The sequence below is a fragment of the Actinoallomurus sp. NBC_01490 genome (genome assembly GCF_036227085.1).
Taxonomy (GTDB): Bacteria; Actinomycetota; Actinomycetes; order Streptosporangiales; family Streptosporangiaceae; genus Actinoallomurus; species Actinoallomurus oryzae.
Genome location: NZ_CP109433.1, coordinates 10,988,076 through 11,014,207, shown reverse-complemented (window position 1 = coordinate 11,014,207; position 26,132 = coordinate 10,988,076). Strand labels below are relative to the sequence as shown.

Here is a 26,132-nt window from a genome sequence, read left to right as displayed (position 1 = left end):
GTCCTCCCTCAGCTCGCGTGCGCGGCACCGGCCGGAGCCTCGAGCAGCGCTGTCTGGACCAGATGTGCCTGTTCGCCGCGGCGGATCCACTTGCCGCGGCCGGCGGGCTGCTGGGCGGCGTACACCCGGGGGAACAACTGCCCCTCGGACCGGTCGCCGGCCATGAGCAGAGCGCTCGTACCGATCTCGCGCACCGCCTGGAGCAGAGGGTCGTACAGGCTCCGGCTCGCACCGGCCACCGGAAGCGTCACCACGAAGTGCAGTCCGATGTCACGCCCGGCCGGGATGAACGGCAGGAAGGGGTTGAGCGGCTGCTGCCCGGCGGCGGTGAGCAGGTGGTAGTCGTCCACGAGTACGACCACGTGCGGTCCGTCGAAGTGACTCTCTTCGGAGAGGTCGGCCTGGTCACCCTCATCGGGCATCCGGCCCTCGAGCTCCTTGGCCACCCCGGCGGCCAGTCCCGCGCACACCCGGGCATTGCTCGCGTAGCCGCCCAGATAGGGCTCGGGCACGAAGTCGCGCAGCGTTCGCCGCGGGTCCATGACGGCGAACACGACCTCCTGCGCTGAGTAGCGCTCGATGAGGCCGCGCGCTATGAGCCGTACGAGGTTGGTCTTGCCGCACTCACCGTCACCGAGGACCAGCAGGTTCTGGTCGTGGTCGAACAGATCCAGCAGCACCGGTTCGAAGGCTCGCTCGTCGATGCCGATCGGAACCCGGCGGGGTTCGGCCACCGGGGCCGGCAGCGTGCGTGTGGCCAGCTCGTAGGGCAGCACCCGGACGGGAGGAGCGGTAGGTCCTTGCCAGGCGCCGCGGATGGCCCGTGCGGTCGTCTCGACGACCTTTCCCAGGTCGTTCGCGTCCGGCCGGCGGTCGATCCGGGGCAGGGCCACATGCGCGAACAGCTTGGTGTCCGTGAGCGCCCGGCCCGGTTCCGTCGCACTGATGGTCTCGGCGAGCTTGCGGTCGATGGAAGAGTCGGACGGGTCGTTCAGGCGCAGCTCGATCCGCTGGCCGAAGTTGGACTGCATGGCCATCCGGACGTCGTTCCACCGCAGCATGCCCGCGACGATGTGGATGCCGTAACCGCCCCCGCGCCGCAGAAGATCGCTGATCATGTCGTCGATCTCCTCGAAATCGTCCCTGATCGCGCCGAAACCGTCGATGGCCAGGACGACGTCGGCGGAGGGCAGTTCCGGCAGCTCGCCGGCGGCGTGCATGGTGCGCAGCCGCTGGAGCGAGTCGATGCCGCGGAGCCGGAACACCTCCTGCCGGGACTCCAGCATCTCGGAGACTTCCTCGACCGTGCGCCGCACCCGTTCGTGGTCGGCGCGACCGGCGACGCCACCGACGTTGGGCAGCCCGGCGAGCGCCTGCAGGCCGCCGCCGACCAGGTCGACCGCGTAGACGGACGCCTGGCCGGGTGTGTGGGTGAGCGCCAGGGAGAGCACGAGGGTGCGCAGCAGAGTGGTCTTGCCGGTCTGCGGGCCTCCGATCAGCGCGATGTGGCCACCGGCGGCGGTCAGATCGAGGTTCCACAATCCCTGCCACTGCTTCTTGGGGTCGTCCAGCACTCCGACCGGCACGTTCAGCCACGGCACCCGAAGCGGCAGCCACACCCCGCCGTCGGTGACCCGTACCGGGCCGGTCACAGCATCGAGCGTGATCGCCGCCGGCAGAGGCGGCAGCCAGATGGGCCGCACCCGGTCGCCGTGCCGGCGTAGCTGATCCACCATCACGTCCAGGAGTGTGGGACCGACAGTGCGTTCGGGCAGGCCGGCCCCCTCGTCGACGGCCGCGGGTACGTGCTGCCCGGAGCCGGCCGTGTTGTACGCGGGGTAGGGCGACACGGGCGCCGCGACGTCGGCCTCCTCCGCGATCACCACCGGGCCACGGTGGGGACCGGAGACGTATCCGGCCTTGAACCGCTGGTAGAGGGTGGTGTCCACCTTGAGGTAGCCGAAGCCGGGCAACGTGGGGAGATGGAACGCGTCGGGGGTGTCGAGGATGGTCCGGCTCTCCTCCTCGGAAAAGGTACGCAGGCCAACCCGGTAGGACAGATAGCTGTCGAGGCCGCGCAGCTTGCCGCCCTCGATGCGCTGACTGGACAGCAGCAGGTGTACCCCGATGCTGCGACCGATGCGGCCGATGGACAGGAACAGCTCGATGAAGTCTGGCCGGGCGGTCAGCAACTCGCCGAACTCGTCGATGATCACCAAAAGGTGCGGCAACGGCGGCAGGCTCGTGTCGTGCCTGCGCCGGTAGGTGTAGTCGCCGATGTTGGCGATGTTGCCGGCGTCCTTCAGTACCTGCTGGCGCCGCTGCACCTCGCCCGCGAGGCTGGAGTACACCCGCTCGATCAACCCGGCGTCGTCCTCGAGGTTAGTGATGACGCCGGCGACGTGTGGGAGGCTCGCGAAGGGCGCGAAGGTGGCGCCGCCCTTGTAGTCGACCAGCATCATGCTGACCCGGTCCGGTGGATGTGAGGAAGCGAGGGCGAGCACCAGCGTGCGGAGCAGTTCGCTCTTGCCGGAGCCGGTGGCCCCCACACAGAGCCCGTGTGGTCCCATACCGAGCTGGGCCGACTCCTTCAGGTCGAGGATGACGGGCTCACCCGTGTCGTCCATGCCGATCGGTACGCGGAGGAAACCGCGCTCGGTGCGCGGCGCCCACAGCCGCTGGATGTCCAGGTCGCCCGGGTCGTCGACGTTCATCAGCGAGGTGAAGTCGACGTTGCCCGCGTCGGCCTCTTCCTTGAGCGACTCGCGTGACAGGCGGATCGGGGCGAGCATCCGCGCCAGCCCGCTCATCATGGGGGCGCTGACGTCGTCCACCGTGCCGGTCAGCGTCATGGGAGCCTCGCCGCGCATGTCCTCCAGTACCACCTGATCGCCCGAGACCGTCATCCGGATGGCGACCTCGCCCGGCTCATCCACCTGGTCGGCCACCAGGTGGATAACGGTCGCCGCCAGCTCCTGCGGCGCCAGCGTCTCGTCGGGCCGGACCAGGTCGTCGGCGACCCCGCCGTGCGTGTCGTGCACGACCACCAGCCGGCGCACCAGCTGGAGGGCCTCCCGCTGACCCATGCCTCGGCGGATCTCGGTGGCGAAGTCCCCACGCCGACGCAAGTCGTCAGCGAGCAACACGCCCAGCCGGAGGGGCGTCGGCGCGATCAGCCGGGCGTTCACGCCGCCGTCGCTCCGCTGCGGGTCCAGTACGTGCGGCAGCCACTTGAGCCAGTCCCAGTCCTCGTACCGCGGGCCGGAATGCATCACGGCGACCGCGACGTCCGCGGGAGCGTGGAAGACCGACAGCTGCAACAGCAGCGACCGCATCAGGCGCATGACGTCCTCGCGCGCGCCGACGACGCTCACGTTGCCGGCGATGTCCAGTGGCACCGTCAACGGCATGTCCGGCATGACCTCGTACCGGCGGATGGCCGCCTGCGCCTCGGAGGCCATAAAGGGATCGACGGGTGACAGGGCGCTGCCGTTCTCACCCAGCGTCAAAGGGGCGCCGGGCATGTAGCCGGTGCCGATCCGGACCCTGAGGAAATCCGTGTGTCGACGTCGTCGCTCCCACAGTCGAGCGGGGTCACGCACCACGTCGTACAGCGCCTCCGGGGGCGGGTCGAGCAGCCGTGCCTGCGTCCGGATCTCCCGCTCCGACCTGCCGAGGGTCTCGCGGAGCTCCTCCAGATAGTCGAGGTATCGCTCGCGCTGTGTGCGGCGCTGACGGCCTATCTGGCTCCGGCGAGACAGCAGCATGGCGCCTCCGCCCAGCACCGCGACGACGAGTATCACCGCGCCGAGTCCCATGAAAGCCGGGTTGCGCAACACGGTCATCATCGTGAGCGAGCTCACCATGCCGACGATCGGCAGAAGGCTCAGGAGCTGGTTGCCGCCGCTCTGCCCATCGGGAAGCGTGGGTGGTGCCTCCACCTGCCGTGTGTCCGGCCCGGCGGGCGGATGGACGGTACGCGCCGGTCGATGGACGATTCGCGTTGTCACCAGGTGTTCAGCAGACGCTCGAAGGTGCCGAAGGCGCCGAGCGCCACGGGCACCATGACGACGACGGCGACCGTCTCGATCCGGTTCACGATCCGGCGTAGCCGGGCCCGAACGTGTTCGGGCGGCTCGGCCGACAGCGCCACGATCGGCGGGACCAGCGCCATCAGCAGGATGCCGATCGCCGGGGCGACCGCCCACGAGTCATGGTCGGCCCAGGCCAACGCCAGGCACACGAGGGCCCACAGGGCGGCACCGAACAGCGCGATCTTCTCGATGGCCAGGGGAAAGGCACGCGCCCTGCTGGCGACCACGGTGGCCAACAAGAGGGAGAGCCCGGCGGTCCAGCCATCGAAGGCGGCGATCGGGCCGTACCCGGCCACGCCCACCGCGATCGCCACCGCTACAGCCGCCACCACCATGCTCCGGTGCGCACCGACCAGAGCGGTTGTCACGTCGGTGCGGGCCACCGTGCCGCCCTGGCTCCGCCGGTCATCCAGTGCTGTGAGTCCCGACAGCATCAGCGAGATCCGCAGCAGCAGGCTGAGCATGACCACGGAGACGATCGCGAGCACCGCGCCGACACGGGCACCATCCAGTCCCAGACCGGCACTGATCGTTCCGGCCATGGCCAGAACCAGGGCCACACCGCCGCCGATGGTCCCTCCGCGGTGCAGCGGCGACGTCAGCCCGAGCACGATGACGACCAGGCTCATGAGGACGGTCAGACCGCCCAAGCGGATCGAGCCGTCCCAGGCGTAGACATCGGCCGCGAACCAGATCGCCAGGCCGGCCAGGCTTCCGCCGCTGAGCGTGAGACCGGTCCCGAGCGGCTCGCGCCCCGTCACACCGACCGCCGTACCGGCGACGAGGATCAGCGCGGCGGCCACGGCCACGACGGCCAACCCTTTCGCCTCGGGCATCCGGTGTTCCACGATCGCGCCGATGGCGAGGCTCAACGCGACCGCGCTGAGTGTGGCGGTCCATCGCCGGGCGCCCGGCCCCCAGCGCCAGTTGTGACCGTCCAGGGCGTCGCCGACCATCTCGGGCACCTCGTGCACCACCGGAGGGGGCAGTGGCTCGTCGGCCTTGATCAGCCGGAGCACCGACGCATCAGGGACCCGTAGGTCAGCGAGGGTGGCGTTGCCGTCGAGTACCTCACCGGTCGTGGTGACCAGGTGGCGGAGTCGCGGCGGGTGCTCCACCTGGTCGCCGAGTAGTTGCAGCACATCGGGCATGAGGGCCCCGATCGGTTCCTGGGCGGGCAGAACCGCGTCCACCCTCCGCTGGTCACCGACGATCGTGACCCGGCTCCACGAAGCCACGGGGGCCGTCCTTTCTGCGTCGTTCCGCGCCGGTCGCCTGCCTGCAGCGTTGCTGTCGCCGAGTCCTATTTCGGGACGGCGGCCACAGAGACTCGTCCGAGGTATCCGTTGCGCAGCAACCAGCGGATGGTCGGCAGCTCAGGTGGGTCGGCGAACAGCCCGGCGTCGACGGTGAGGCGGACACCGCCGCCCGTGCCGTCGGTGCCCGTCGGCACGATCGAGGCGCGCACCTGGAACTGCTTGAGCACTTGGTATCGGTAGTAATTGGGCACCTTCGGATTCACCGTGACTCGTGCGGACGGGGGTAGTCCGCGTTGGCCGAAGGGAGTGCCATCGGGAGAGAGCGTCATCCCGCTCTCCTGGCCGAACGCGTCCACTAGCCGACCTGGCTCGAGGGGATACGGGAGGGGAGCGCCCGCGCTTCCGGCAATTCCGTTCCTGACATCCTGGACGAGTGATGCGGTGGCCTGGGCGGCCTGCCGTTCCTGTTGGATGGTGAGCCGGATCGGTGGTGTCTCCCTGATGGCGAGCTCGCCATACAGCCACCGGCACGCCTCGTCCTCGGTGCTGAACTCGGCTCCGATCCGGCCCTGACGGCCGTCCACCGTTCCGGCGGTGAAGCCGGTGCGGGTTTTGGCCAGCAGGTAATAGCTCGAAACACTTCTGGGCCGGTGCTGCCCCGGGAGGGCGTACAGCGAGGCGGACACATCGGCCTGGCTGAGGGCTTCGCGGAGCATGCGAAACGTCACCTGGGAGCCCACCCAGCCGGCCGGGATCGGTACGTCGGGCGCGGCCGGGGGCGAGGTCGTCGGCCGCGACTGCTGGACCTGCTGCTGCTTCTGCTTCAGCAGTTGGGTCTTGACCAGGGACCACCCGACGCAGCCCGCGCACACGACCGCGGCGAGGCACAGCCCCACGATGATCTTGTTAAGGCTCTCGTCGAGCGTGCGTCGGGTGCGGTGCCGCCCGAACAGCACCGCGTCACGGAGTCGGCGGCGCCGGACCGCCACCGACTCCAGGAGCTGTGTGTCGTAGTCTCGGGCCATTTACATCTGCCGGTCGGAGCTGTTGGATCCCCAGGGCGTCAGATCGCCTCGACCGCCGCCCTCGCCTTGGAGAGCGTCGTCTGGGCAATGCCATCGTTACCCTCGAGCGTGCTCTTCACCAGCCGGATGATCTCGCGGACCTCGTTCGCGGCGTCGTGCCACTTGCGTTCCTTGCCGCCGTACACTTCCGAGACCCCGGTCGCCACGAAGTCGGACAGTGCGTTCGAGACATTTGTGCCGTGCTGGCCGATCACCGCCTCGAGCCGTTGGATAATGAAATGGATGTTGAGCTGCGCCTCCTGCGAGGCGGCCGTGTCATAGCTGCGCCGTCCGTCGCCGTCCATCTCGGTCTCCTCGTTCTCGCTCAGGCGCCGTGTCTGAATTTGGCTGCGTGGAAGTTGGCTGAGCTCATCTTCGACTGGGCGTCATCTGCCATCGCCTGATCGCCCGTCAAGAACGCTCTTTCCATACCGACCTGGCCGGTGTTGACCGACCTCAGTCCCGCGTGAAGGTCGGTCGCGATCTGGTCGGCATGAGCTTTGAATCGGTCGAAGGTCTTCTTGCCCTCGCCGTCGAACTTGCCCTTGAGAGGCTCCGCTGCCTGGATCAACTGTTTGATGAGAGTGCCCAAATCATGCGTCGAGATTTGGGTTCCGCGCGCCAAGTTGACCAACGTGTGCTGGCCGTGGTTCCACCGGGCTGGCACGCCCTCACCTCCCCATTCGGTTCGTCGTTCCTCGTGCTCCATCCGCCATCGAAGCCATCACGTTCCGTGGGTTTTGTACGAGCCACGTGCGTACGGCTAACAGATGGGACCGTCCGGCGTCCAGGCGTCGCGGCAACCGTCAAGTTGAAATCCGGGGCCCCGGCATCCCTCACGAGACCGGTCGGACAACCTGGACGGCGCACTGAGTAACGATCAGTTGCTAAGAATGGCTCAGTGATCGATATACCGTGACATCGCCGGAACCGATCCGGCCCGTGACTCATCCAACAGATCGCTGTGCGACCCCAACTGACGTTAGGCCAGGTCATGAAGTTCGAGATCGTAGAGCAGCCCGGAGAGGCCCGGCCACTGGACGATCACGCCCATGAGGACAGTCCCTCGATCGAACTTCAGGAGTCGCTGGACCCCATTCAGGGGCTGAAGGTCGGGACGGCCCAGCTTGTCTCTGCGGTCCAGGCCGAGGCGCACCAGATCAGCGAGTGCCTGGCGGAGATGAGGGCCGTGGCGGCGAGGAACGCGGCGGAGCGGCTCAGGCGGGACGGCCGGCCCGTGCCCGCTCAGCCGCCGGCGAGCTTCCGCGCCGCCCGGTTCGGCCGTTCATCCGGGGATCGCCCTGACGCTGGACGACTTTCAGCCGGTGACATCGGCTCTACAGAGTGACGAGGACGGACGGAGGCAGCGCTCATGGAAGACGGCTGGCACATCTGTGCGCTCGGGGTCATGAGTATCGTGACGAAGGTCGGTGGTCATGTTACCGATGCCCAACCCGGAGGCAATACCCTCGAGCGCCACTTTAACGACTTCGGCGACCACTTCTATAATGCCGTAATAGGTGTAGGGAGTGCCGGAAAAGGTGCGGCGAGCTCGCCGATCGGCACTGCGCTGAACGAGTTCGTTCATCATTACAAGCCCACCCTTAAAGGAATGGCGACTAAGACGGGACGCTGCATTAAGGGTGTGGTCGACGCGACCAACTACTACCTTCTGGCTGATCACGAAATGGGTGCGGAGGCAAAGAAGCACCTTAAGATGGCGCGCCTGGCGGAGAAGATGGCGATCAACGTGAAATAGCATGAGAGATGTCGTCCGGCGCGATCCTGGATTTTGGTAGCGGTGTGGGTTCCGTTTCCCGATGTGCGTGGACGTGTGATCATACCTCGGGGGTGTGGTTTTGGCTGGTGTGATTGATCCGGATGCGATTCCTGTTCCGTCGGTGGATCCGGAAGTGGTGGATGCGGCGGGGCGGGCGATCAAGGCTGATGGTGAGAGTATCGCTGAGATCGGTCATGATATTGATTCTGACTGGCAGGGGTTGAAGCAGTTTTATTTTTCGCCTGAGGCGAAGTTGTTGTTTGAGAAGACTAAGGAGGTGGCGTCGGCCGGCGACAAGATGAAGGCGCCGTTGCAGGTCGTCGGTCAGGCTCTCATTGATTTTGCTGAGACGGCGAAGTTGCTGGTGGCGGATCTGAATCGTTTGAAGTCGAAGGCTGTGGCGTTTCGGAAGAAGATCGACGGGGATGACGATTGGCGTGAGGACGAGGATAAGGTCAACGAGCATAACAATCTGAACGATGACATCTTCGCCAAGCTGGTCGCGTACCAGACGGCTGAGCGGGATTGCGCAAATAAGATCACCGCGTTGTTCGGTGGGACGCATTTCATCGGCACGGATCCGACGTCGGGAAAGCAATTCGCCAGGCGTGGTGATGAGGTCTACGGCTTCACCAAGCCGGTGGACGGTATCGAGACGCCGTGGGCGAAGCCGCAGACCTATGACGCTCCGTGGTATGAGGATGTCGGGAACGGAATCAAGGACTTCGGTGTCGGTATCGCCCAGGGTGTTTCTTCGTTCGTGGGCATGTACGGCGCGGACGGCTGGGGCTGGCAGGGTACGGATGGTCTGCTGGACAACTGGGAAAGCCTAGACAAGAGCATCGCCGGGCTGTCCACCCTCGGCCCGCTCGGCTTGCTCCCTGACGGCTGGGGCGCATCGAGCTGGGGGGATCTTAATGATAACTGGCTGAATCTGGTGAAAGGGCTGGTTCCGTACCAGGAGTGGGACGGGGGAAACGGCGCCGGCTACGTCATCACCAACAGCATTTTGAACGTCGGCTCGCTTTTCGTCGGTCCTGGGATTGTGAAGGGCGCGGCGGCAGCCGTCCGCGGGCTCAAAGTCGTCGAAGGTGTCAGTGAGGCGGGCAGGTTCGGCTCCCTGGGCCGGGATTTCATGGCCGGCTTCAAGGACGCCTACCCCAGCATCGCCAACCTGAAAGACTCTCTGGACAAGCTTACGGACAAGCTTGGCAAGCAGACGGACCTTCTCGACGATGCCGACAACCTCCACGTGCCCGACGCTAAGACTCCCGACATTCCCGACCAACAAGTGCCGGACCACGAACCCGTCCATGTCGGTGACAACGGCCATCCCGGAGGTCACCACGACACCAACGACCACGACGGCGGGCATAACGACCGCAGCGGAAATGAAAAAGGAGGCAACGACGGTCGTGCCGACCCGAATAGCCACCACGAGCCGAATGATGGAAACGCGGGTACCGGGGACGACAGGACGGACTCGAACAGGCACCACGATCCGGGCGGGCAAGACGATTCAGCCGGTGATCACGGTGACCACCGTGACCACGGTGACCATGGTGGGCCCGGTCATGACGGTCACGCTGACCCCAACGGCCGTCATGACTCGGGCGACGGACCGGCCGATCCGAACAAAGGACACGACAACGGCACGCCCGATCCGGCAGAGGCCAAGAAGCTCGCCAGGGCCAACAGACTCGAGAACAATCTGCGGGACGGAGGCCTCACGGATGACCAGATCAGTCGGCTCCGTGGAGATCTGTCGCGGGACAGCCATCAGTGGCAGCGGCTCGCGTCAGCCCTCGAACAGGGGTTCGGCAAGAAGGTCAAGGGGCTGCTGCATCCAAGGGCTGTGGACTTCGCCATGGACGGTGGGCGCACCATCGACCCGAAAACGTTCGCGTACCGCTACGAGTACTTCAAGGCCCGTTTTGACCAGTTGCAGGAACAGGTACGCAAGGAGGTCGGGAGCGGGCAACTCAAACTCGACCACAAGAGCGTCACTGAGGAGGCTGCCGAACGGTTCGGCGACCTGGACCTGAAGGCGGATCTGAAGGCCGACCTTGATGCCCTCCAGGGCGTACGCCCCCATCCGGCGTCCGTGAAGCCGAGTCTGTCCGGCCCGGATTTGGAGGCTGCGGTACGTTCGAAGGCAGGTGACATCGACATGGGGTCGGATACCGCGGCCGCCTACCATGCTCGGAAGCATTACCACGAACTTCCCGCTGACGAGGTCACCGGAAACCTCATGCGCGACTACTTCGGCAGCGCGCAGCGGACTATCCACGATGGTCAGTTGTGGCGGCGGGAGCCGCTGAACGGCGGCGGTGAACGGCTCTTCTTCCTCCGGGAGGTGGTGGACGCCACGGGCAAGACCAGGAAGATGCAAGCGGTCGTCATCGCCAGAGATGGCAGGCTCATCATGTCGACTTACCGGTTGGCCACACAGTGACCGTGGAGTCCGAGATGGATCTTTCTGCAGAGGAGACGATGCGTGGGATCGTGTCCGCCCTCGAACGGGCGGTGCCGGGTCCTCCGAACGGGCAGGCGCTCGTTCGCGACGCGATGGAGGGTTTGCTCACGCTGCGGGAGGCGGCGCGGCAAGGAGACGTCCCGGACCCGGGCGAGCTGCACCGATTCCGCGAACGGGTGGCCGAACTGCTGAAGAGCGGTCACAACCCTGGACAGCTCGCGGCGTATCGCGGCCGTGTCCTGATGAACGCGCAGCGGGGCCGTTTCGATGGGTATGAGCCCGCGTCACGAGGGCGTTCGGCGCTGCAGATCCTGCTGGTGGACTTCGCCGACGGGGATCTGTTCGACGATCTGGCCCGCGCGGATCTGGAGGAGATCGATGAGGAGCTGGAGGACGCGGCGGATGAGGCCCCTCCGATCCGCGACGTGCCGTCGTGGGTACCCGAGTCGCATTGGTGGTGGCGGGCGCCGAAGCGCACGGATATGAGCGAAGAGGAGCGACGGCACCGGTTGTACGGGGGAGAACTCGATGAGTAAGAGCTCCGGAGAGCCGGCTCCCACCGGTACCGGAGCGGCCGGCGGAATGGGATGTTCGAGCCATGAGTGACCGGCGTGAAGCGGAGCAGATCGCCGTGGATCGACTCCTGGCCGATCCACAGGCGTTGCGTGACCGGCTGGCCGACGACGTGGCGGAGGTCTCTGCACAGGGGCGTGGTGATGTCCTGGTCAGCCCGGCCGCTGGATCCCTGGCGGTGGCCGAGGTCGTGCGGGCGCGGGCGCACCGGCTGGCGTTCCGATCGCCGGTGGAAGCCGCCACGCTTTCGTTGCAGCGGCTCAGGGAACTTCCCGTAGCTGAACGCGGCACGGGCTCACCCATCGGCCCGTACCATGCCGCCGCGTCCGCGACGGTGGCGCACGGTGAGCTGCGCTCGGCGTCGCGAGACAGGCTGGTGTTCCAACGCACGGCGGCGGAAGTGGCGCACACCACCGTGACATTGGAGGCGATCGTAGAGATCGACGCGGACGGCCGTGCGTGGCTGGAGGCGTTCGGCTGGCCGGCCGAGCCGGGTGACGTGCCGATCTGGATCTTCGGCGGTTCTGCGGAGGAGTACCTCGCACAGGCTGAGATGGACGCACGTTCCGATGTCCCGTTCGATCGGGTCATGTCGATGGTGCTCGGCACTGCGGTAGCGGCGCCGGAGCCAGGGCGCGGGCCGGTCGGCACCGAGGCACGGCGAATCGGGCTGGCCGAGTCGGTTGCCGCACGGCGCGGGGAACTGCTCAGCTACGTGTCGAACACCCTGGCACACGCACTGGCGGTCAGGGCGAACGGACGGTTCGCAGCCTGCCTGTACCGTTCAGCGCTTGAGGCGCTGTTCGAGGGTTTCCTCGGCGGCACCGCGTTTTCGCTGGTCGACATGGACGAGATCGAGGAGATCGACGAAGAGCTGAGGGAAGCCGCCTCGGACGTCGCCGCTGTGCCACCCGGTGCCGCACCGGCCCGCATCCCGCACAACCACTGGTGGTGGAGCACGACGTCGTCTCGGTGACCTGTCGCGCGGTTCGAACGAAGTGTGAACAGGCGCGATCGTTCTCTTTTGCCGTTTTGCCAAGGGGGCAGTGCGGGCGGATGAGTTTGTGGCGGGCGCCGAGGGTGGTCACGGCGGCGGCGAAGTCGTGGCTGCGTCGGTAGCACCAGGCATTGTCGGTCAGGACCCGTTGTATGCGGTCGATGCCGTGGGCGTTGAAGTGGGCGGCGGCACGAAGCAAGAACGCGGCTGCGGCGGTGTCTCATCGGGCAGGGCTTCGGCGTAGGCCAGGCGGGAGCGGTCGTCGATGGCGGTGTGGAAGTGGTGATAGCCGATCCCGCGGCCGCAGACGGGTTCGCTGCGGCCAAGTTTCAGGGATGCGGCCGGGTTTCTTGACATCCAGGTGGATCAGGTCGCCGGGCTGGTCGCGTTCGTAGCGCACGGTGGTGTGGCGGGTGGCGCGGATGGGTGCGCCGGTGGCGGGTCGCACTCGGCCATGTTCGTCATAGCGGCGTACCCAGCGGTGCGCGCATTGCCGGGAGACTCCCAGTTCTTTTGGCGACATGAGCGACCGGCCGACCATCGTCTCGGACACGCTGGATGAGCAGGCAACGGCCGTGGAACGTCAACTGGGCATTAGCGTGGGCCATGAAGACCTCCGAGATGGGTGAAGACGGCTATCTCCACCGCACTCGGAGGTCTTCTCATTGATCAACCACCAGCCCGGCGTGTCACCATCCCCATGGTCGAGTACAGCCAGGAGGTTGCGACGCCGCGTCAGCGTCGGACGGTCGTCGGGGTGGCCGCCAGCGAGGGACCTCAGTCGGTCGGTACAGTGTTGAGATGGTCGTACCGAGGCGATCCGGCCTCGCGGCCGGGGGACCTTTGATGCTGGGCGACGGACGTTCCACGAGGTCACCCGAGGCGGCCTGGTCAGAGGTTGGCGGTGACGACTGGCAGGCCGCGCTGCTCAAAGAGTTGAACGTCGAACCCGGCCTGACCACGTTCCCGGCCGTGGGGGCACGGCCCAAGGAGGGGCTCGGCAGGCCCGCCTCGTCCCCGCCGCAGCTTCCCGCGCCGGCTGCTGCGGCGCCCGCGCTTCCCATGCAGGCCTCTGCGGGGGAGGTGCCCGCACCATATTTCTCCGCGGAGTCGTCGCACCCGGCTGCGTCACCCGTGTACGGCGTGGCACCGGACTCTCATGACCGGCCGCCGGACGCGTCGCAACTCGACATCGTTCCTGAGAGGGCCTCCCCGCGAAGACCGAACGAGAACCCGGGGAGTAACCGGGAGGCCATCACCCCACAGCCTGCCGTCCGGCCACTGTCACCCGCGACACCACCGACCGATCAGCAATGCGCACCGCCGCCGGGTCGTCGGGCCGTGCACGGAGATCCCCTGCTGCGTCGGGTCGGGCGCGGGGTGCGGCGTGCGGTGGGCGTGTCCGCGGCGCAGGAGGTGCAGGACTGGACGGCGGTGGCGGACGGCCTTCGGCAGCCGGTCACGACGATCCGGCGGATCGCGGTGTGCAGCGTTCGAGGGGGAGCGGGGAAGACGACGGTCGCCGCACTCGTGGCCTCCGCGCTGGCACGGCACCGTCAGGACCGAGTGCTGTTGATCGATGCGGATCCGGGTCTCGGTTCTCTGCCGCTGCGATTCGGCAGGAGCGGGACTCCGTCATTGCGTGACCTCGCAGGGCGTCGTCCGACCTCGTTCGATGAGGTCGCACCGCATCTCACCCGGACGGACACGGATTTGTGGGTACTGCCCGGTGTCGGTGGCGAGATGGCCGACCGGCCGCTTGACGTGGCGACCTACGAGTCGGTGACCTCCATGCTCACCCGGTTCTTCACCATCGTCGTGGTCGACTGCGGGGCGGGCATGGTCGGGGAGTTGCCGGAGGCGATTCTCGCCGGTGCCCATGCGTGCCTTCACGTCACGCCGGCCACCAGCGACGGAGCGATCGGCGTCGGCCACGCGCTGGAGTGGATGGGACGGAACGGGTTCGGTGCACTCGTCCCGCGCACGATGGCCGTGTTCGCCACCCACGCTCCGCATGCCAGGCCCGACCTGGACCAGGCGACCGGCCTGCTGCACGACAACGGGGTCGGTGTGGCGTACCTGCCGTATGACCGCCACCTCGCCTCGGGCGGGGTACTCATCCCCGGTCTCCTGGCCGAGTCGACGCGTACGGCCGCGCTCACCATCGCCGCTGAGGCGCTGACGAGGGCGAACCAGTGATCAGGTCCGCCACGTGCGGTCCTCGCACGCCTCCAGGTCGACGTAGCTGCTGCGTGGGCTGACGCGGCCGGCTCGCTGCTGACCGAGGCATCCTCTTGAGCCGCCGCGAGGTGTTTTGGGTGTTGCGTATCGGCCCGAGATCCGCACGGTCTTCAGTGGCCAGTTACCCCGGCGCCCCCGTGCGCATCTCCGGGGACTGCGGGGCCAATGTCTCGCAGGGCCTATCGTGCTCATCTTCCACGACTGCGATGCTTGGATTTTTGGTGAGAAATCTCTTTACACATGCCCAGGTAACGTGCACAGCGTCGCGGTACGCCTCGGGCGGTTTGTGCGGTTTGAAGGTGGGCCCCGCGATCGTGACGGCCACCGCGTTGCTCGTCGCCGGCTGCGGAGGGAAGAAACAGGATCACTCGGCGGGGTCCTCCGCCCCACCCGGTCTCGAGAAGCTGACACAGGCAACGACGTACACGACTGTGAAGGGCCTTCCCAAGGATCCCGATCCTGCCGCGACGACCGACGGTACGGTCGTGCATCCCCTCAAGCCGCGACCGATCTCGGCGACCGTGGGTGGCGCGCCCTTGGCCGTACTGCCCAGCAGGGAACTGGGCGGTCCGACCTGGGTCCCGGTGATGGAGAGCAAACCGGGTTGGGTGCGGGTCCTGCTGCCGAGCCGCCCTAACGGCGCGACGGGATGGATTCCCACGGACGCCGGCAGCATGCAGACCGCACACAGTCCGTACGTGCTGCGAGTCAAGACGTCGACACGCAAGCTGAGCCTGTCCAAGTCCGGGCACGCGCTCGGCACGTGGACAGTGGCGGTCGGCGCGCCCAAGACGCCGACGCCGGTGGGGCGTACGTTCCTGCTCGCCTCGATGGCTCCGGCCAAACCCACCTTTAGTCCGCTCATTCTCCCGGTGGGCGCGCATTCCGACACGCTCGACTCCTACGGAGGCGGACCTGGCACCGTGGCGTTCCATGGCTGGCCATCGAAGTCGGTGTTCGGGCAGGCGGTCACCCATGGATGTGTGCGTGTGCCCGCCGACGCGCTGAAGCGGCTGTCCAAGATCCCGCTGGGTACCCCCGTTTTCATCACGAACTAACTCATCTCAGGACCAGATCCGTATCCCGCCGCAATTTCGCCGACTTCCTGAATGGGGAAGTCTTTTCTTGATGGAGAATTAATGCGCAAGCATCTGATCAAATACGCCGCCGTCGGCGGTGCACTCGCTGCTCCTCTGATCGCGATGGCCCCTGCCTCCGCGACGACCGCTGGCGGCAGTTCGGCGTTCGGTCTGTCCGCCACCGGTCTGCTGAGCGTCCCGCCGACCCCGTCGGTCTCCTCCACGTCCGCGCCGCACGAAAAGAGCCTGGTCTCGCTGCCGCACAACCGGCTGGTCCAGCTTTCCGTCCTGCGTGCGCGGGCCAAGGGAGACCGCGCGGAGGCCAGCGTCGTGGACCTCAGGATCGCGCAGGCCGCGATTCTGAAGACTGCGGTACTGTCCGCCAAGCTGATCACTTCCAAATGCGACAGCGTCGCCGGCTCCTCCAAGCTGGTCGACGTCAAACTCGACGGTCACAGTATTCAGGCGGGCACCTCGCCGAACAGCACTCTCACGGTTCCTGTTCAGGGCGTCGGCGGTGTGCGGGTGACCATCAACAAGCAGGTCCACAACGCCAACGGCAGCCTCACCGTCACCGGACTCGAGCTGGCCGTGCAGGCCCTCGGCAAGACGCAGGTCATCGACATCGCCTCGGCGACCTGCGCTGCCAACGGTCATATGCCGCCCACGTCCCCGCCGAGCACTCCGCCTTCCAGTCCGGACAACCCGCAGAGCCCTCCCTCGGAGGCTCCCACACCCACCCCCGTCAACAGCGACCTCCCGGTCACCGGCTGATCCTCCATGCTGAGCGCCGCGGACGGGGCTTGATCAACCCCCGACCCCGAATTCGTCGACGTCGGCCCCGTACTTTTCCGGGAAGGACGTTGGCGTTTCGCCCCGCCGGCTAAGCCGGCGGGGCGAAACGCTGTCCGGGGTGATGTGCGCGCGTGAGGGCGACGCGTGACACTCCACCGGCTTCGTGCATGCGGCGGTCATCGGGTGAGCAACTGGTCGGCGGAGTGCACCACGTGGTCGACGAAGCCGTACTCGCGGGCCTCTTCGGCGGTGAAGTAGCGGTCGCGGTCCGAGTCGGCCTCGATCTGCTCGACCGGCCGGCCGGTGTGCTGGGCGATGCGTTCCAGCATGAGGTGCTTGACCGCGCGCATGTGCTCGGCCTGGATCCGGATGTCGGCCGCGACGCCGCGGATTCCGCCGGACGGCTGGTGCATGAGGATGCTCGTGTGCGGCAGGGCGTACCGCTTGCCCGGGGTGCCCGCGCACAGGAGGAACTGTCCCATCGAGGCGGTGAAGCCCATCGACAGGGTCGCCACGTCGTTGGGGATGAACTGCATGATGTCGTAGATCGCCATTCCGGCCGTCACCGAGCCGCCCGGTGAGTTGATGTACAGGTGGATGTCACGCTGCCGGTCCTCGGCCGACAGCAGCAACATCTCGGCGCAGATCCGGTTCGCGATCTCATCGTCGACCTCCTGACCGAGCACGATGATGCGCTCGCGCAGCAGCCGTTGGAACACCTGGTCGCCCACCGGTGCTGCGGGGGGCGCTTCGGCGGTACGGGAGGTCGGTTCGAGGAGCATTCGCGGGAAGGCTGTCATGGCGGTCAGGAAACCCGCAGCTCAGAGGCTATGTCCAACAACTTCTGGCGCCACTTTGACAGCCGCCGGTTGTTGATCGGAAGCTGGTCCTGTGGATCCTGATCTGCAGGGAATGCGAGCGTTCGTCGCCGTCGCCGAGGAGTTGCACTTCGGCCGGGCCGCCGCCCGGCTCTTCCTCACCCAGCAGGCGTTGTCCAAGCGCATCCGCCGACTGGAGAACGCCCTGGCAGCGCCGCTGTTCGAGCGCACCACACGCCGGGTCGCGCTTACGTCGGCGGGCGAGCGCCTCCTGCCGTTCGCCCGGGAGGCTGTCGCTGCGTACGACACCGCGGTCGCCGTGATCCGGGAGACGGTCGCGCCGCTACGCGTCGAGGTGTTCGCTGAGCGCTTCACGCCGCTGCGTATTTTGCGGGAGACGGTCGCGCGCATGCCGGGTCTGCGAGTCGAGCCCAGCATGCGTCAGGGAATGGCGACCGCGCTGCCTGCTGTGCGGAGCGGTGAGTTGGACGCGGCGTTCGGCCGTGTGCACGATCTCGGGGTTCCGTGGCCCGCTGATCTCGACCACCGTCTCGTGCACATCGAGCCGCTGCATGCCTTCGTCGATGAGATGCATCCTCTCGCGGGCCGATCCGTCCTGCGGCTTTGCGATTTGCGGGAGGCGGGAATCGCGATGCCGGACCCCGGCGGTGCCGAGGAATGGCGTGGTTACCTGCTTCGGCTTCGAGACGAACTCGGTGTGCCCGTCCGCTTTACCGAGCTCGCCATCGGGGTCCGGGACTACAGCGAGCAGATGCGGCGTGAGAGGCGTGCGGTGATGCTCAGCGAAGCCGGAACCGACCTGCCCGAGGACCCGCACCGCCGGCGAATCCCGCTGATCGAGCCGACGCCGCTGCACGTGTGGTCCATCACCTGGCGTCGCCGGAATCGTGACCCGCGGCTGAGCAGGTTGCTCGGAGCATTGCCCGTTCCTGCTGTTCCCGACCTCGGCGACGACCGCTTCTGGATCCCCGAGCCCGACCGTGCGGCGCTCGCAGAATTTGATCCGATCGCCACGCCCTGAGCCGTTCGTGAGGGGCACGCCCCTATTCGCGCAGCGTGAAGCAAGCCACGTCAACGGCGCTCCGAGTCTCGAGCCGGTTGCCGAGGTCGACTGGGGAACGTACGAACCGCTCATTCGCCCGTGGGAAACGATCCTTGGACGATCGGCACCCCATCGACCGAACGCGGAACCCGGAGGACAGCCCCGGCCTGAGCGTCCGCTTCGTCGAAGACGGCTGAGTTGTCCCTGACGACGCTGTTTCTCGTCGCGGGGCCCTGCTTGAAACCGCCTTGGTTGCCTCCGTTCTGACTCCTTTTGGAGACCGTGCATGAGTGGGATGAGGCGTGGGTGGTCTGCGTTCTGTCCGGGGCTGGTCAGCCTGGCGATCGGGCGGCAACGCCGATCGGCGACCAGGTAAATTTTCATGGTCGACTTTCGCTCCTGCTGATGCGTGGTGACCGGAGCAAGGAGCTGGAGATCCTCGCGCTCCGGCATCAGGTCGATGTCCTACGCCGTCAGGTGCACCTCCGATCTGGGTGATGCAGACCGTGCCCTGCCGGCGGCGCTGTCGCGGCTGTGGCCTCGGCCTTCGTGGGAGATGTTCTTCGTGACGCCGTCGACGCTTCTGCGCCGGCACCGGGATACGATCGCCCGCAGATGGACCTACAGGCGGAAACGTCCAGGCCGCCCCTCCACCAGGAGGAACATCCGGGAAGCGGTGCTGCGCCTGGCTCGGGGGAGAACCCCACTCGGGGCTATCAGCGGATCAGCGGCGAGCTCGCCGGTGTCGGTATCCGGGTGCCGCCCAGCACGGTGCGGGACATCCTCAAAGGTGCCGGCCTGGATCCCGTACCCCGGCGCAGTGGGCCGAGCTGCGGCCAGTTCCTGAAGGCCCAGGCCGAGGGGATTCTCGCCTGCGACCTGTTCCATGTCGACACGGTGTTCGGGAAGCGGATCTATGTGCTGTTCTTCGTCGAGCACGCCACTCGGGCCGTCCACGTCATGGGTGCCACGGCCGATCCGACCGGAATCTGGGTTTCCCAGCAGGCCAGGAACCTGCTCATAGACCTGGGGGAGCGGGCCGAGCACATCAGATTCCTCGTCCGAGACCGCGACACCAAGTTCACGAGTGTCTTCGATGAAGTGTTCACCTCACTCGGGGCGCGGGTCATCAAGACGCCGGTCCGGGCCCCGCGGGCGAACGCGATCGCCGAACGCTGGATCGGGACCGTGCGGCGCGAATGCACCGACCGGATCATCATCTACAGCGGACACCACCTGCGTCGCGTACTCGCCGAGTACGAACAGCACTACAACCAGCATCGCCCTCATCGGGCACGGGACCGACGACCACCACAACCGACCTGGGCGGCAGCTCCCGCCGGCCTGGACAAGGCCCGGCTCAGGCGCGAGGAAGTCCTCGGCGGCTTGATCGACGAGTACAGACGCGCAGCGTAGACGGACAGAAAAGGCCAGGTCAGCAACCGAAATCGAGTATCCGTACCCGACAGGCCTCTGCGGGCCGGTCCCGGCCCGAACCGGTCGACCGCCCACTGACGCGAAACACCGATGAAGCCAAGAAGATCTCCCAGCGACTGGGCCCGGTCCGCGTTGCACAGCTCCGCAGGCTCAATCGGTTGCTCTCCGTCAAAGGAGAAGCGTGACGACGGCTGCGACACCTGAAGCGACTCCGCCCAACGCGCTCAAAATCGCCACGCCATCACGCGGGGACGCCCGAAAACCCCGGTTCAGCTCACGCCAGGCACGCGGAATGAAGACGACCTTGAGCTTCTCCACTTGTGCTGCTTGTAGCTACAGCCAATCAAGAGGTGAGCCCTGCCTTTTAGTGACTCCGGTCGAGCGCTGCGTCTTTAAGTGACTCCGGCAATGCCTCGAACACCTCATCATCCACGCGGAGAATCGGGGATTAGTGATGTTCTCAAGGGTATCCGGCAGCTCGGTCAGCTGATTCCCGCTCAGGTGGAGGCTGGTGAGCTCGGTGAGGTTTCCAACCACCACCAACCACCCAATTGAACCGACCATCCACTTCCGAACCCATGAGGACCTCCCCAACAAGTCACCAAATACGATCAATCTACCCCACTGCAACGGCGTGAATCGGCGACCAGTCCAACATTCGTCCAGGCCGTTTTTCGGTACGGATCGGGGTTGCCTCCGAATCACGGCAGTGCTGTCGAGGGTTATCACGATTGCCGTACAGCACGGAATACAGCAACACCGCCGTACAGCACCTGTCGTGATCTCACAGCACCTCACGCCGGAGCAGGCCGAGGCGGTGTCGACCATGGTCGCGCCGATAGTTCGGGACGAAGAGGCTGAGCCGTGTTGCCGAATCGAGCCGTAGTTAGATCAAGCGGCGCCGGCCGTCGCGCCGGTCCCTCCGTCTTGTCAGTTGCGCTCACTTTCCTGGGTCCTGAAGGTGCGGAAGCCTCGATGGTGGTAGTTGGGCAGAGCGTGGGGGTGGTCGAGGGTTGATGTGTGCAGCCAGACCCTGGTGACGGAGGGGGCGAGTTCCCACGCCTGTTGAATCCCGAGTGTCAGGGCGTACCCGCCCAGGCCCTTGCCGACGAACTCTGGCAGCAGGCCGAAGGTTTCGATTTCTACCTCGTCGCCAGGATGAATGTCATAGGAGACCATGCCGACTGATTCGCGATCGAAGGACAACAGCCAAAACGTCCGGCCAGGGTTCTCAGCGAACCAGACGTGCCATTCTTCCTCAGTCCGGCTGGCGCTCTTCCAGCTGTAGGGGGCTCCGATCCTGGCCTGGATGTCAGGAATCAGTGGTGAGTTCCGTTCCAGAGGCTCCAGGACCAAGCCGGGCACCGGGTCGGCCGCGTGGAGTTGATCAGGGGCTGTCATTTCGACATAGGTCACGATCTCCTTCACCCTGGAAGGGTATGTGATCTCCGGGTCTTCGCGGGCGCAGGCGTTGCCACGGCGCTGGTGAGGCTGGCTATCGGATCATGTGGCTGGGGCGCGCACCATATCCGGATCGAAGCGACGTTGACGGTGCCTCGGTAGATGGCCTGTCGCTTGTCGTAGCGTGTGGCTACGGCGCGGTATTGGCGGAGCTTGTGGACGCAGCGTTCGACGGTATTACGGTCCTTGTGGACCTCGCGGTCGAAGGCGGGTGGCCGGTCGCTCCGGGAGCCAAGCTTGGCGCGGTTGGCGGCCTGGTCCTTCTTGACCGGAATCACCGCCTTGATGCCACGTTTACGCAGATAAGGCGCGGTTGGCTTTGGACGAGTAGGCCTTGTCGCCCCTCGCACGGGCGGGGCGTTTGCGGGGCCGTCCCACGCTGCCGGGGCGGCGGATTCGAATGGAGGCCATGAGCGGGATGAACCGTGGGTTGTCGCCCAGGCGTGAACAGCACCACGATCGGGCGGCGGCAGGCGAGCGGCGATCGGCGACCAAGTGAATCTTCGTGGACGACCCGCCACGAGACCGGCCCAGCGCTTCCCGGCCCGCCGTCACGCGTTTGTGATCTTTGTTCTCCCCCTTGACGACGCAACCAACGCCGGGGCGTGCCGCGTTCCGGCCGGATGCTGGTGCGCGCGAACCACCGTGGAGTCCGCGCTGAACGCCGCCGTGGCCACGCGTGGCGGGAACGTCGCCGGGGTGATCTTCAACTCCGACCGCGGCGCTCAGTACACCTCCAAGGCGTTCGCTGATGCATGTGCCGCCGCCGGAGTACGTCGGTCGATGGGAGCGGCCGGCTCAAGCGCCGACAACAGCCTGGCCGAGGCGTTCTTCGCCAGCCTCAAGCGCGAGATCCTGCCCGCCCACGGCTGGCCGAACATGCACCAAGCCCGGCTCGAGGTGTTCCGGCGGCTGACCTTCTACAACACCCGAAGAAGGCACTCAGCCCTCGGCCACCTCAGCCCAGCCGAGTATGAACAAAGATCATCTATGCCGGCAGCCGCCGCATGGGAACCGGTGTCCACGTTCAGGGTGGAACTCCGAACAGCACCCGGTCCTTCCACCTTGAACCGGCATCGCTCCAGATATCCACTCATCGGCAGAGCCGGACGTGTCCCGCAGGTTGGGCCGCCCACGCCCGACCAGCGGGATGTGCGGATGTCTCCAGGGCTGACGGTCGGGGTGGTTCCGGCCTGACATCGTGCTGGCCTGCTGACGCTCGGACACGTCCTCAAGTCAGACCACGTCATGCTTTTGGATTGCTTGGAGCAGTCGAACTGTAGTCAGGTCGGCCGGAAGGTAGGTGGTGAAGCGGACACCAGTGGGTTTGAGGTCCTGGAACGTGATCATGGTGAAGGTGAGTCGCCCGTTGGGGTGGTGGGCCTCCAGGGTGTCGGTGTCGGCGCGTCGCAGTTCTCTGCTGTCCCATACCTGCTGGAAGTGGAGACTGTGCTCACGCAGTTCCTCGACTAGGGCGATGACGGCAGGATCATTCAGGGGCGCGTTGGAGCGGTCGCGGAAGGTGCGGACGACTCGGGCGGCGTACTCGTCGCGGTCGACGAGGTATTGCGCGAACTCCGGGTCGGTGAACAGCAGGCGCAGGAGGTTCCGCTGCTCGGGTGGCCGGGTGGCGTAGTCACCGAACACCTCGCACGCAAGCTGGTTCCACGCCAGGACGTTGGTGGCGGCATCCGTGCAGTAGGCCGGGGCCGCGAGGTGGTCGATGAGTCTTTGCAGCAGCTCCGGGTCGAGTGTGGAGGTGGCCGCTACGCGAGGTGGGGTGTGGCGGGTCAGGCTGAACAGGTAGGTCCGGTCGGTGTCGGGGAGGCATAGCGCGTCGGCGAGGGCAGCGACCACGGACCGAGAGGGGTGGATGGGTCGTGCTTGTTCCAGGTAGGTGTACCAGGCCGTGCTCACCCCAGCGCGTTCGGCGACGTCCTCGCGCCGTAGCCCGGGTGTGCGTCGGCGACGCCGGACCGGCAGCCCCACGCGCTCCGGGTTGAGCTGGGAGCGGCGCGTCCGCAGGAACTCGGCGAGCTCGCGCCGCCGCTGCTCATCCGGCGGTGTCGGGCTCCTGCGAGCGTCGCCGCCCTCGGGTTGCTTGGGACCCATGATCCCACGATAAATGCTGTCTGGTCGGGGGATCCCATCGCGTGGAGCCTGGTTCTGCACGAGTAGAGCGCGTGGTCATCGGCGATGGGCCGGGCCATGCCCGGAGGAAGGCGATGGTGGGAATGGCCGACGTGGTGATCGCCGGTGCGGGGATTATCGGATGCGCGACCGCGGTGGGACTGCTGAGCGCGAGTCCGGGGCTGGAGGTGGTGCTCGTCGAGCCAGACCCCACCTATGCGCGGGCGGCGACCGGGCGCGGCACGGGCGGGGTGCGGCAGTTGTTCACCCGTCCGGAGAACATCGCTCTGTCCCGGTACACCCTCGATGTGATCGAGGGCTGGGACCGTTGGGCCGGCGAAGACGGCCACGAGCCTCAGGCCCTGAACTGGAGGCCGAACGGCTACCTGTTCATCGCCGGGCGGCAGGACGTCGGGGCGCTCGCCGCCAACTTCGAAAACCAGCAATGTAGTGGTGTCAAGGCGCACTGGCTAGAACCCGCACAGCTCGCCGACCGGCACCCGCAGATACAGACCGCCGATCTCGCTGGCGCAGTCCTGTCCGTCCGGGACGGGTGGCTGGACCCCAAGAGGTTCTTCGTCGGCGTGCGCTCCAAGGCCAAACGCCTGGGCGCCACCTTCGTCACAGACCGCGTGGTGGACTTCCACCTGACCGGGACGGCGGTCCGGTCGGCGGTCCTGGAGTCCGGCCGTGTCCTGGTCGCGGACGCCGTCGTGAACGCGGCCGGCACGTGGGCACCCAGGTTGGCGGCCAAGGTCGGGATGCGGCTTCCGGTCGAGCCCATGCGCCGCCACGAGCACTACGTGGAGGGCACCGCCGACCTCGACGACCTGCCGTTCATCAAGGACGTAGCGGGTCTGGCCGTCCATCCCCACCTGCAGGGCCTGTCGGTGGGGCTCGTTGACTTCGACCACCCTGGCGGGGAGGACTTCACCATCGATGACGACTACTACTCCCGGACCGTGGCGCCCGCGCTGGCCCACCGCCTACCCCACTGCGGCCAGCTGACCCTGAAGAGGACCTGGACCGGCCTGTACGACCAGAACCGCTTTGACGGGAACATGATCATCGGCAACTGGCCAGGCCACCTGGACAACTTTTACGTCGCCTCCGGCTTCTCCGGGCATGGGTTCATGCACGCCCTCGGAGTGGGCCGAGGCCTCGCGGAACTAATCCTCCACGGGGACTACACCACTCTTGACCTCCACCGAATGAACTACCAGCGAGTCCACGACAACCGTCCCTACCCCGAGCACGGCATCCGCTGACGAGCACCGCTTATCGGCAGATCCGGAGACTCTCTCAGGCGAGATCGTGGTCTGTGCAGTACGGGCAGGGTTCGCGGTAAGCGCCGGTGGGGACATGCGACGCGCGGGTCGGCTTTGGCGATCGCACTCTGGCGTCTGATCCGCCAAGCATTTCAGCGTGCTATCGAGGTGCTCGATGTGCTGGTTTGGACATGTGGTTTTGTTCGCGGGAACTGACCGCACTTGTTCGTGAGTTTTGACCGCGCTTGGTGGTCGTAAGCATGATCGATGTTCGCGAGAAGTGACCGCACTTTGGCGGTTGGGGGTCTGCGGGCCCGGAGGGCTGCTGTTGTCCCGTCCGCGCGCTCCGTCGCGTACAGACAACGTCTGGTCTGAACTGTAGGTGATCAGCTAATTGAACAGGCTGGGCGATCATGGAATAACGTGATCGTCGACACTGAACCGGCCGTGAAGGTCAAGCGTCATAACCCGCATGACCTGGACCAGAATCCTGCAACCATGGCAGTGGTCACGGTGGTGGCGGTGGCTCGTCGCGCTGACCCTAGCTCCCGTCCTGGTGGTGGTGGCGGTGGCAGTGGCGTACGGGACGGCCGGCGGCTGGTACGGCGTGAATGTGATGCTGCGCCGCGGCGCCAGCACCTGGGTCGATGTATCCCCGGACGATGCTCGGCTGTCTCCGGGGATCCGACTGTCGCTGGCCGGGCAGCGCACGCCTGACCCGGCCGAGCCGGTGCGTTGGCGCCAGGTCGCGGCAGGGTTGGACGTCGCCGAGCTGCCCGTCCGGGTGGGCGGGCGGCCCGTGGACGCTTTGTTGCTCAACCGGATCGACCCGGCGCACTACCGGTTCCGGGTGCTCAACCGCCCGGCCGGCGACCGGGACGTCGGCGGCTGGATGGCCGCCACCAGGGCGTCGCTGGTCGTCAACGGCAGTTACTACGCCCACGACGGGACCCCGGACACCCCCGTGATCAGCGACGGCCGCCGGCTCGGCCCTACGTCGTACCAGGCCACGCACGGGGCGTTCGTGGTCGGCGGGCCCAGTGACCCGGGCGGCGCCCGGCTGGTGGATCTCGCCGGCCTTGACTGGCGGCGGGTCACCGACGGCGCGAGCCAGGCGATGGTTTCCTACCCGATGCTGCTGGGAGCCGACGGGCACGCCCGGACCAACGGCGAAGACGAGCGGTGGCTGGCCAACCGCAGCTTCCTCGGCCAGGACCGCGCCGGACGGATCATCGTCGGCACCACCCGTGATGCCTATTTCTCCCTGCCCTCGCTCGCCGCGTTCCTCCCCCGGGCCGGGCTCGACCTGCGCCTCGCCTTGAACCTGGACGGCGGTCCGGTCGCCTGCCAGAAGGTGTCGGCCGGCGGATACCGGCGGGACTTCTGCGGGCGCTACGAGATGGCCGTGCACAGCGGCCACCTTCAGTTGCTGCGGCCACTGGTCGACTACCGGGGCTGGGCCCTGCCGATGGCCCTGGTGGCCGTCCCACGCTGAACCCCGCCGGGGCGAAGGCGGCGGGGTCGGAATCCAGCTGGGGAGCCGCCCGGCAACTCACGGTGGCATAACCGCTTCGATGGCGTCGGCGGTGTCGAGGCT

Annotated in this window: 22 protein-coding genes and 2 pseudogenes; 13 read left to right on the top strand and 11 right to left on the bottom strand. The window is 66.7% G+C overall.

What is annotated here, in order from left to right; translation table 11 throughout:
* Window positions 1-8: 8 nt before the first annotated feature.
* The 5 genes from eccCa to OG417_RS50795 all read right to left on the bottom strand — a co-directional run bounded on the left by eccCa (window position 9) and on the right by OG417_RS50795 (window position 7,084).
* Window positions 9-4,010 (bottom strand): type VII secretion protein EccCa, encoded by a 4,002-nt coding sequence (eccCa, locus tag OG417_RS50815; protein ID WP_329245997.1) that lies wholly within the window; start codon window positions 4,008-4,010, stop codon window positions 9-11.
* Window positions 4,007-5,332, bottom strand: coding sequence for an EsaB/YukD family protein (locus tag OG417_RS50810; protein WP_329245995.1), 1,326 nt, complete (start codon window positions 5,330-5,332; stop codon window positions 4,007-4,009). Before OG417_RS50810 ends, eccCa begins: the two co-directional genes overlap by 4 nt.
* Window positions 5,333-5,397: 65 nt before the next feature.
* Entirely contained in the window at window positions 5,398-6,309 is a 912-nt protein-coding gene (locus tag OG417_RS50805) for a TNT domain-containing protein (RefSeq protein WP_329245992.1), read from the bottom strand.
* A gap of 107 nt (window positions 6,310-6,416) precedes the next feature.
* Window positions 6,417-6,722, bottom strand: a complete 306-nt coding sequence (locus OG417_RS50800; protein WP_329245988.1) for a pore-forming ESAT-6 family protein — start codon at window positions 6,720-6,722, stop codon at window positions 6,417-6,419.
* Window positions 6,723-6,742: 20 nt separating this feature from the next.
* A complete protein-coding gene (locus OG417_RS50795; protein ID WP_329245984.1) occupies window positions 6,743-7,084 on the bottom strand; it encodes a hypothetical protein in 342 nt (113 codons plus the stop codon).
* A gap of 327 nt (window positions 7,085-7,411) precedes the next feature.
* Between OG417_RS50795 and OG417_RS50790 the strand changes: the two genes are divergently transcribed.
* From OG417_RS50790 to OG417_RS50770, 5 genes are all read left to right on the top strand, one after another.
* The gene (locus tag OG417_RS50790; RefSeq protein ID WP_329245981.1) at window positions 7,412-7,765 is read left to right on the top strand and encodes a hypothetical protein; all 354 of its coding nucleotides are present in this window, start codon (window positions 7,412-7,414) and stop codon (window positions 7,763-7,765) included.
* Window positions 7,766-7,789: 24 nt separating this feature from the next.
* Complete coding sequence (locus tag OG417_RS50785) at window positions 7,790-8,176, top strand: DUF6507 family protein (RefSeq protein ID WP_329245979.1); 387 nt, start codon at window positions 7,790-7,792, stop codon at window positions 8,174-8,176.
* A gap of 100 nt (window positions 8,177-8,276) precedes the next feature.
* Window positions 8,277-10,652 carry a hypothetical protein gene (locus OG417_RS50780; protein WP_329245976.1) on the top strand — a complete coding sequence of 792 codons (2,376 nt, stop codon included), beginning with the start codon at window positions 8,277-8,279 and terminating at the stop codon, window positions 10,650-10,652.
* 14 nt (window positions 10,653-10,666) lie between these two features.
* Window positions 10,667-11,209: a hypothetical protein gene (locus OG417_RS50775; RefSeq protein WP_329245973.1), complete on the top strand. Its 543-nt coding sequence runs from the start codon at window positions 10,667-10,669 to the stop codon at window positions 11,207-11,209.
* A 62-nt stretch (window positions 11,210-11,271) separates the two neighbouring features.
* Window positions 11,272-12,222, top strand: coding sequence for a hypothetical protein (locus OG417_RS50770; protein WP_329263183.1), 951 nt, complete (start codon window positions 11,272-11,274; stop codon window positions 12,220-12,222).
* A 38-nt stretch (window positions 12,223-12,260) separates the two neighbouring features.
* Here the strand turns inward: OG417_RS50770 and OG417_RS50765 are convergent.
* Window positions 12,261-12,851: pseudogene (locus tag OG417_RS50765) on the bottom strand (DDE-type integrase/transposase/recombinase); the annotation flags it as partial.
* 733 nt (window positions 12,852-13,584) lie between these two features.
* On the opposite strand from OG417_RS50765, the gene OG417_RS50760 reads away from it, so the two are divergent.
* The 3 genes from OG417_RS50760 (at window position 13,585) to OG417_RS50750 (ending at window position 16,337) form a co-directional block, all read left to right on the top strand.
* Entirely contained in the window at window positions 13,585-14,442 is an 858-nt protein-coding gene (locus OG417_RS50760) for a nucleotide-binding protein (RefSeq protein ID WP_329245971.1), read from the top strand.
* 356 nt (window positions 14,443-14,798) lie between these two features.
* On the top strand, window positions 14,799-15,542 hold the full coding sequence (locus OG417_RS50755) for a L,D-transpeptidase (RefSeq protein ID WP_329245968.1): 744 nt from the start codon (window positions 14,799-14,801) through the stop codon (window positions 15,540-15,542).
* A gap of 81 nt (window positions 15,543-15,623) precedes the next feature.
* A complete protein-coding gene (locus OG417_RS50750; RefSeq protein WP_329245965.1) occupies window positions 15,624-16,337 on the top strand; it encodes a choice-of-anchor P family protein in 714 nt (237 codons plus the stop codon).
* A 197-nt stretch (window positions 16,338-16,534) separates the two neighbouring features.
* On the opposite strand, the gene OG417_RS50745 is transcribed toward OG417_RS50750, so the two are convergent.
* The gene (locus OG417_RS50745; protein WP_329263119.1) at window positions 16,535-17,140 is read right to left on the bottom strand and encodes an ATP-dependent Clp protease proteolytic subunit; all 606 of its coding nucleotides are present in this window, start codon (window positions 17,138-17,140) and stop codon (window positions 16,535-16,537) included.
* 109 nt (window positions 17,141-17,249) lie between these two features.
* Between OG417_RS50745 and OG417_RS50740 the strand changes: the two genes are divergently transcribed.
* Together OG417_RS50740 and OG417_RS50735 are read left to right on the top strand one after the other, a co-directional pair.
* Window positions 17,250-18,218, top strand: a complete 969-nt coding sequence (locus OG417_RS50740; RefSeq protein WP_329245962.1) for a LysR family transcriptional regulator — start codon at window positions 17,250-17,252, stop codon at window positions 18,216-18,218.
* Window positions 18,219-18,854: 636 nt separating this feature from the next.
* The gene (locus tag OG417_RS50735; RefSeq protein ID WP_329245959.1) at window positions 18,855-19,655 is read left to right on the top strand and encodes an integrase core domain-containing protein; all 801 of its coding nucleotides are present in this window, start codon (window positions 18,855-18,857) and stop codon (window positions 19,653-19,655) included.
* A gap of 189 nt (window positions 19,656-19,844) precedes the next feature.
* On the opposite strand, the gene OG417_RS50730 is transcribed toward OG417_RS50735, so the two are convergent.
* The 3 genes and pseudogenes from OG417_RS50730 to OG417_RS50720 form a co-directional block, all read right to left on the bottom strand.
* Window positions 19,845-19,994 carry a hypothetical protein gene (locus tag OG417_RS50730; protein WP_329245956.1) on the bottom strand — a complete coding sequence of 50 codons (150 nt, stop codon included), beginning with the start codon at window positions 19,992-19,994 and terminating at the stop codon, window positions 19,845-19,847.
* Between the two features lie 612 nt (window positions 19,995-20,606).
* Window positions 20,607-21,104 (bottom strand): GNAT family N-acetyltransferase, encoded by a 498-nt coding sequence (locus OG417_RS50725; protein ID WP_329245953.1) that lies wholly within the window; start codon window positions 21,102-21,104, stop codon window positions 20,607-20,609.
* 516 nt (window positions 21,105-21,620) lie between these two features.
* Window positions 21,621-21,790: pseudogene (locus OG417_RS50720) on the bottom strand (IS5-like element ISMt1 family transposase); the annotation flags it as partial.
* Here OG417_RS50720 and OG417_RS50715 point away from each other — a divergent pair.
* Complete coding sequence (locus OG417_RS50715; RefSeq protein ID WP_329245950.1) at window positions 21,783-22,334, top strand: integrase core domain-containing protein; 552 nt, start codon at window positions 21,783-21,785, stop codon at window positions 22,332-22,334. The pseudogene OG417_RS50720 and the gene OG417_RS50715 sit on opposite strands and share 8 nt — an antisense overlap.
* A gap of 39 nt (window positions 22,335-22,373) precedes the next feature.
* On the opposite strand, the gene OG417_RS50710 is transcribed toward OG417_RS50715, so the two are convergent.
* Window positions 22,374-23,249: a helix-turn-helix transcriptional regulator gene (locus tag OG417_RS50710; RefSeq protein ID WP_329245947.1), complete on the bottom strand. Its 876-nt coding sequence runs from the start codon at window positions 23,247-23,249 to the stop codon at window positions 22,374-22,376.
* 122 nt (window positions 23,250-23,371) lie between these two features.
* Here OG417_RS50710 and OG417_RS50705 point away from each other — a divergent pair, with 122 nt between their 5' ends.
* Window positions 23,372-24,535, top strand: a complete 1,164-nt coding sequence (locus OG417_RS50705) for an NAD(P)/FAD-dependent oxidoreductase (protein WP_329245944.1) — start codon at window positions 23,372-23,374, stop codon at window positions 24,533-24,535.
* Window positions 24,536-25,007: 472 nt separating this feature from the next.
* Complete coding sequence (locus tag OG417_RS50700; RefSeq protein WP_329245940.1) at window positions 25,008-26,030, top strand: phosphodiester glycosidase family protein; 1,023 nt, start codon at window positions 25,008-25,010, stop codon at window positions 26,028-26,030.
* Window positions 26,031-26,132 lie beyond the last annotated feature (102 nt).

Coding starts and splice junctions, on each gene's coding strand:
- OG417_RS50800 (WP_329245988.1), bottom strand. CDS start 6,722: ATGGACGGCGACGGACGGCGCAGCTATGACACGGCCGCCTCGCAGGAG.
- OG417_RS50790 (WP_329245981.1), top strand. CDS start 7,412: ATGAAGTTCGAGATCGTAGAGCAGCCCGGAGAGGCCCGGCCACTGGAC.
- OG417_RS50785 (WP_329245979.1), top strand. CDS start 7,790: ATGGAAGACGGCTGGCACATCTGTGCGCTCGGGGTCATGAGTATCGTG.
- OG417_RS50775 (WP_329245973.1), top strand. CDS start 10,667: ATGGATCTTTCTGCAGAGGAGACGATGCGTGGGATCGTGTCCGCCCTC.
- OG417_RS50770 (WP_329263183.1), top strand. CDS start 11,272: ATGAGTGACCGGCGTGAAGCGGAGCAGATCGCCGTGGATCGACTCCTG.
- OG417_RS50750 (WP_329245965.1), top strand. CDS start 15,624: ATGCGCAAGCATCTGATCAAATACGCCGCCGTCGGCGGTGCACTCGCT.
- OG417_RS50745 (WP_329263119.1), bottom strand. CDS start 17,140: ATGCTCCTCGAACCGACCTCCCGTACCGCCGAAGCGCCCCCCGCAGCA.
- OG417_RS50735 (WP_329245959.1), top strand. CDS start 18,855: ATGGACCTACAGGCGGAAACGTCCAGGCCGCCCCTCCACCAGGAGGAA.
- OG417_RS50710 (WP_329245947.1), bottom strand. CDS start 23,249: ATGGGTCCCAAGCAACCCGAGGGCGGCGACGCTCGCAGGAGCCCGACA.
- OG417_RS50705 (WP_329245944.1), top strand. CDS start 23,372: ATGGCCGACGTGGTGATCGCCGGTGCGGGGATTATCGGATGCGCGACC.
- OG417_RS50700 (WP_329245940.1), top strand. CDS start 25,008: ATGACCTGGACCAGAATCCTGCAACCATGGCAGTGGTCACGGTGGTGG.